Genomic DNA, 6,041 nt, shown 5'->3' with positions numbered 1-6,041 from the left:
TTATCCCGCAAATTTTTAAAATTTCAGGACATTTTCATTTACGGTTGACATTAATAAATCATACAGAGGCGTCTTGGATGTTTTAAAACATGGCATAGAGTTTGATTCTGGAGTTAAACTTAACTTAATGTATCGAAAACCTGCTAACTCATTTAATAAAGAAGCAATAGAGAAATATCATAAAAATATTTTGTCTGTTATGGAAGAAGTAAACCATAAGCCAGATGAAAGAATAGACTTAGTTATTTTTGTGAATGGAATTGCTGCAGTCACAATAGAGTTAAAGTGCAATACAACAGGTCAAAATTATGAAGATGCAATAAGACAATTTAAATATGAAAGGGACCCCAAAACAAGATTATTTAAGTTTAAATCTGGTGCAATTGTCAACTTTGCTATGGACTTGCATGAGGTCTATATGTGTACCAATCTGAAAGGTGGTTCTTCTTATTTTCTTCCTTTCAATAAAGGTTCGGGTTATGGAATCGATTCAGGGAAGGGAAATCCACACAATGAAGAAGGTCTAGATGTTTCTTATATGTGGGAAGATATTCTTAAGAAAGACACGATTCTCTACCTTATTGATAAAATTATTTATCTTAAAAAGGAAAAGAAAAAGGATGAATTATCAGGAAGAACTAAAACTAGTGAAACAATAATCTTCCCTAGATATCATCAGTTTAATGCTGTTAGGAAGCTCATAGCAGATATTGAAGAAAATGAGACTTCAAGAAACTACTTAATAGAACACTCTGCTGGTAGTGGAAAAACTAACACCATTTCTTGGATAGCTCACCGTTTGGCTTCTTTACACAATGATAAGAATGAGGCAATCTTTGACACGATTTGTATTATTACAGATAGAATAGTCGTTGATAGACAACTTCAAGATGCTGTGCTTAGTCTTGAACATAAAGAAGGTTTAATAAAAGTAATGGATGAGAAGTGTTCTTCTGCTGACCTAGCAGATGCATTAAATGGGCACACAAAAATCATTGTTACTACGATTCAAAAGTTCATGTATATTAAGGAGCTAGTAGACAATTTAAGAGAGAAAACATTTGCATTAATCATTGATGAAGCTCATTCCTCTACATCTGGGAGCGCTATGGAATCAGTGTCATATAATCTCTCATCATATGAGCTAGTAGCAGAAGATCAAGAACCTTATGAGTTTGAGAATGCTGAAGAAAAATCTCTTCAAGATCAAATCGAAGATGAAATACAAAGAAGTGGAAAGCCAGAAAATGTTTCAATGATAGCATTTACAGCGACACCAAAATACACAACTTTACAATTATTTGGAACCTTGAATGAAGAAGGAAAGAAAACAGCCTTTGATTTATATTCAATGAAACAAGCAATTGAAGAAGGCTTTATCCTAGATGTTTTAGACAATTATGTTACCTACAAAACATATTTCCAAGTAAATAAAGCAGTTGATAATGATCCTGAACTTGATTCCATAGCGGCAAAAAGAAAGATTGTTAAGTACATTGAGCTACATGATACAAATATATCTCAAAAGGTTGAGATTATTGTGGAACACTTTAGATATAACGTTATGCATGAGCTTGATGGTAAAGCAAAAGCAATGGTAGTTACTTCTTCTAGACAAGCTGCTGTGAAGTATAAGAATGCTTTTGTTGATTACATTAATAAAAATAATTACAAAGGTATCCAAGCTTTAGTAGCATTTTCAGGCAAAGTCACATTGGACGGGAAAGAGTACACCGAATCCGTTATGAATAATATGTCCGAGGATAAACTGGTTAATGCTTTTGATAGTGAAGTCTATCAAGTGCTGTTGGTTGCGAATAAATATCAAACTGGATTTGATCAACCGAAGCTAAGTGCTATGTATGTCGACAAGAGATTAAAGGGAGTAAATGCAGTACAAACATTATCTCGTCTTAACAGAATTTATCCTGGATACAATAAAAAGACTTTTGTATTAGATTTTAGAAATGAATATGAAGATATTCAAAAAGCTTTTGCTCCTTATTATACAGAGACTATACTTGGCGAAACCATTACGCCATCATCTATTAGAGAATTAGAGAAGAGAATTTCAGAATATCATTTCTTGGACTACTACGATATAGAAGAGTTTAATAAGCTCCTATATAAAGATAAGAGAAACTCTAAAGATAAGGAAAAAATGTGGGCTCTTTTAGATAAAAGTTTGAGAGTAATCAATAAGAATGAAGAGTTAGTGAAGTTAGAAATAAGAAGTGAAATTAGAAAGTTTATTAGGTTTTACGGTTTCTTAATTCAAGCGACAAGGTTCCAAGATGTTTATCTACACCAAAAATATAATTTCCTTTCTTATCTAATTAAAGAAATTGAAGTAGGTAAGATTGGCAATGATTTTGATATAGCTGATAAGATTACGGCAACAAACTTTAAACAAGTTCAAACTGATGAACACAGTAGTGAAATTGAATCAGACCCTGTGATCAATTCACCTAAACCAAATGAAGTTAGATTTGAAGAAGCAGTAAAGGAAAAACTGTCTAAAATAGTTGATGATATAAATCTTGTTTACAACAAAGAATTTGACTTTGATGTAGTCACAAAATCAGCACTTCAAGTAAGAGATATTCTTCTAAAGGATAGTAAGTTAAAAGATAGTGCGAAGAACAACTCCATCAATGATTTTAGATTTGCTTATTTTGATGCTGTCGAAGAAGCACTTGTAGAAGGATATGAACAAAACTCAGACTTCTTCTCCATTCTTCTGAATGATGGTGAGAGAAACAAACAGCTTATGGGCGTGTTCTTAGAAGATATTTATAATAGTTTGAAGACTGTGGTGTAATTAAATGTAGAAAGGGGCGAAGAATGAAGATAGGAATAAGTAAAATTGAGCTACTTGATGAGTTAGAAAAAGCTATAAGTATCAATGAGTTTTCTGTGTTTATTGGTGCAGGCTTATCCAAAGGTGCTGGCTATTTTGATTGGAAAGGCCTGTTAAAAGCTCCTGCAATGAAACTCGATTTAGATGTTGACGAGGAGCATGACCTTGTTAGTCTTGCGCAATATTATTGTAACCAAGAAGGTAGGTCTGAGATAAACAAACTTATTAGAGATACTTTTCCGACTAGCCTTCCGTTAAATGAGAATTATAGACTATTGTCATATTTACCAATAGACACTTATTGGACAACCAACTACGATATATTAATTGAGAAATCATTGAGGGAAAATTCAAGAGAACCTCTGGTTATTACAGAAGACAAAAACATGCATCTTCAAAGTAAAAAATACGATGCTGTTGTATATAAAATGCACGGCGATGTTGAAAATCCAAATAATGCTGTTTTAACCAGAGATGATTATGAGAGATATGGGATAACTGAAAGGGCCCTTTTTAAAGATGTGCTTGAAGGACATCTTATTACAAATACTTTTTTGTTTTTAGGCTTTAGCTTCACTGACCCCAATTTTAATTTTATCCTTGGAAAATTAAATGCATTAACTGATAGGAATACTAGAAAACATTATTGTGTAATAAAAAAAGTTTCAGCAGAAGATTTTACAAAGGAAGTTGATGGTAAAAGGGTACTTGATGAAGAAAAGTATAAGTATAATCAGGTAAAGCAAAAGCTATTTATTAAAGATTTAAAATCTAGATATAAAATAGAGACATACTTAATAGAATCATATGATGAAATCACTGAGGTTTTAAGTGATTTATACAGTAGATATAAAAAGAAAACTGTTTTCATTTCTGGTAGTGCTGATGATTATGACCCTTTAGATGAGCAAGATGCCCAAAGACTAATTAGTCGGCTTTCTTATCGAATGGCTGAGGAAGGATATCATATTGTAAGTGGATATGGGAAAGGTATTGGGTCTTATATTATTGATGGAGTTACAGAATATTGCTATTCAAAACATAATAAAAAAATAAGTGATTATCTGACGTTAATGCCTTTTCCTCTTAATTCAGTTTCGAATAAAGATTTAAAAGATACTTGGAGTCAGTATCGAGATGAAATGATTCAATCTGCAGGTATTGCTTTATTTATGTTTGGAAACAAATTAAAAGACGGAAAGCTGGCAACTGCAGATGGAATGATTGAAGAGTTTGAGATATCTAAAAATTATAAGTTAGACATTATTTCTCTAGAGTACACAGGTAACGCATCGAAGCAAATTAGCGAATTAAATGGAGAGAAGTCAAACAACTTTAAGACATTTAAGGATGTTAATTCATCTGTTGAAGAAATTATTGAAAAATTAGCTGTTATGAGTAGGAGGAGGTAACAGATGGCTAGAAATGTATTTGTTTCCTTTAGATTTAGTGATGGAGAAAAATATAAAAATGAGTTATGTGAAAAATTTAAAAGCGAAGATGTAATAGATTATTCCGAAGATGAGGATAGATCCTCAATGTCAGATGAATCTATTCAAAAATATTTATATAATAAGCTAAAAAGAACGAGTATCACTATTATAATTTTGACTCCTGACGCAGTGAACCATAAAAAGAATTTCTTTGGTCAGTATGATGATTGGATGTACGACGAAATTAGATATTCACTAGAAGATAGAAGTGAAAACAGAACGAATGGGCTGATTGCTCTATATACATCTGAAGCGGAGGGTTTACTTTACACGAACTCAACACACACCTGTGACAAATGTAAAGTAGAAAAATGTGTTAAGAGCATAAATGATTTTGATAATCTTGTAAGAAAAAATATGATGAATGTAAAGAGCTATTATAAAGAAAATGCCTGTGAGGGACTTTATGATAGCTTAAAAGATAGCTACTGTTCGCTAGTTTCTTTCGACTCATTCCTAAATAACATGGATTTTTATTTAGACGAAACAATAGAAAAACGAGAACGAAAAGATGAATTTAATCTTTGTAAGAGAATGTAGAAGCTATGCAAGAACTGAGTAGAATATCTTTATATAGATGGACTTCAAGCTTCCTGCAAGATAATACCGAATTATTAGCACAAATATTAGTGGATAACTCTGTTGTTGAAGATATAATTCATCTGTTGAATTTTAATATTATTGTTTTAGAGGAAGTTGAGCATCTGTTTTTTACAGATACTAAGGAAAAGTTGAATGTTAATGATAGTGGAGAAAAGCTAATTGGTTTGATAAATCAAAATATAAATAACTTACGTGATAACAAGTATTTTGAAAGTAAGGAGTTTAATAAGCTTCTTGAAAAAATTGCTGTTCAAAAAATCTATTATGCTTTTAACTCCTTAATGAATTTTCTGAATGAAAAAAGTAATAAAATAATATTTGATTTAGGAATTAAGATAAATTCTGAAGGTCTTGATGTAGATAGAAAACAAGTTTTTTTATCCCATGCTTTTGATGACAAGTTATATACATATGCCCTTTTTCTTTATATGTATGATAAAGATATCAATCTTTATGTTGATTGGTTGTACAATGAAGAAATGAAAGATGGGATCTTACTAAAACGGCATCTTAAAAATGAGTTAAATAAATCAAGCCAATTATTATATCTTAGAACTATCAATAGTGAGTTAAGAATTAGAGGAAGTGGAAGTATTCGGCCCTGGTGTTCTTGGGAATTAGGTAGCTATTATTCAATTTATGATATAAATAAGAAAAATAAGTTCTATATTGAAATGTATGATAGGCCGGATTATAAAGGTGTGGATAATTTACAGCTGGATGGAATTAAACCATTGAAGTCTATCGCTGGCGGAACTCTATTGTAAGAGGAAAAAATTGCAAACTAGAACTGGGAAAGATACTACAGAAACTGGGTCTCTCTGATACTAAAATGATACTATTCTCTTCAAAACTGGGAGTAATGAGGAAGAAAATCAACACTTTAGTCACATAAGCGACTTTGCGAAAGCTCTATAAATAGTCACTTCAACTTATATTTCAAGGAGTGGGAATAGGTTCCAAGATTTTGTAACCCTTGATTTTACTAACTATTCTAAGGGCACGAGTGGTTCATGATACGATTTTGATACTATAAATAGTGGCTAACCACTGGGAATGAAGAATAATAGAAGAAAATAAAAGAC

General features: G+C 31.7%; 4 protein-coding genes. All 4 read left to right on the top strand.

Going from position 1 to position 6,041, the window contains the following annotated elements:
- Window positions 1-73 precede the first annotated feature (73 nt).
- Genes ACQV2R_RS08410 through ACQV2R_RS08395 form a run of 4 tightly spaced genes read left to right on the top strand, consistent with a single transcriptional unit; the run spans window position 74 to window position 5,723 of the window.
- Complete coding sequence (locus ACQV2R_RS08410; RefSeq protein ID WP_428892095.1) at window positions 74-2,821, top strand: type I restriction endonuclease subunit R; 2,748 nt, start codon at window positions 74-76, stop codon at window positions 2,819-2,821.
- 23 nt (window positions 2,822-2,844) lie between these two features.
- Window positions 2,845-4,272 (top strand): SIR2 family protein, encoded by a 1,428-nt coding sequence (locus tag ACQV2R_RS08405; protein ID WP_428892094.1) that lies wholly within the window; start codon window positions 2,845-2,847, stop codon window positions 4,270-4,272.
- Between the two features lie 3 nt (window positions 4,273-4,275).
- On the top strand, window positions 4,276-4,893 hold the full coding sequence (locus ACQV2R_RS08400; RefSeq protein ID WP_428892093.1) for a TIR domain-containing protein: 618 nt from the start codon (window positions 4,276-4,278) through the stop codon (window positions 4,891-4,893).
- Window positions 4,894-4,898: 5 nt separating this feature from the next.
- A complete protein-coding gene (locus ACQV2R_RS08395; protein WP_428892092.1) occupies window positions 4,899-5,723 on the top strand; it encodes a hypothetical protein in 825 nt (274 codons plus the stop codon).
- Window positions 5,724-6,041: the final 318 nt, after the last annotated feature.

The sequence above is a fragment of the Facklamia sp. P12937 genome, assembly GCF_050409505.1.
In the GTDB taxonomy this organism is placed as follows: Bacteria; Bacillota; Bacilli; order Lactobacillales; family Aerococcaceae; genus Facklamia.
This window is presented reverse-complemented; position numbering and strand designations above follow the sequence as displayed.

Coding starts and splice junctions, on each gene's coding strand:
- ACQV2R_RS08405 (WP_428892094.1), top strand. CDS start 2,845: ATGAAGATAGGAATAAGTAAAATTGAGCTACTTGATGAGTTAGAAAAA.
- ACQV2R_RS08400 (WP_428892093.1), top strand. CDS start 4,276: ATGGCTAGAAATGTATTTGTTTCCTTTAGATTTAGTGATGGAGAAAAA.
- ACQV2R_RS08395 (WP_428892092.1), top strand. CDS start 4,899: ATGCAAGAACTGAGTAGAATATCTTTATATAGATGGACTTCAAGCTTC.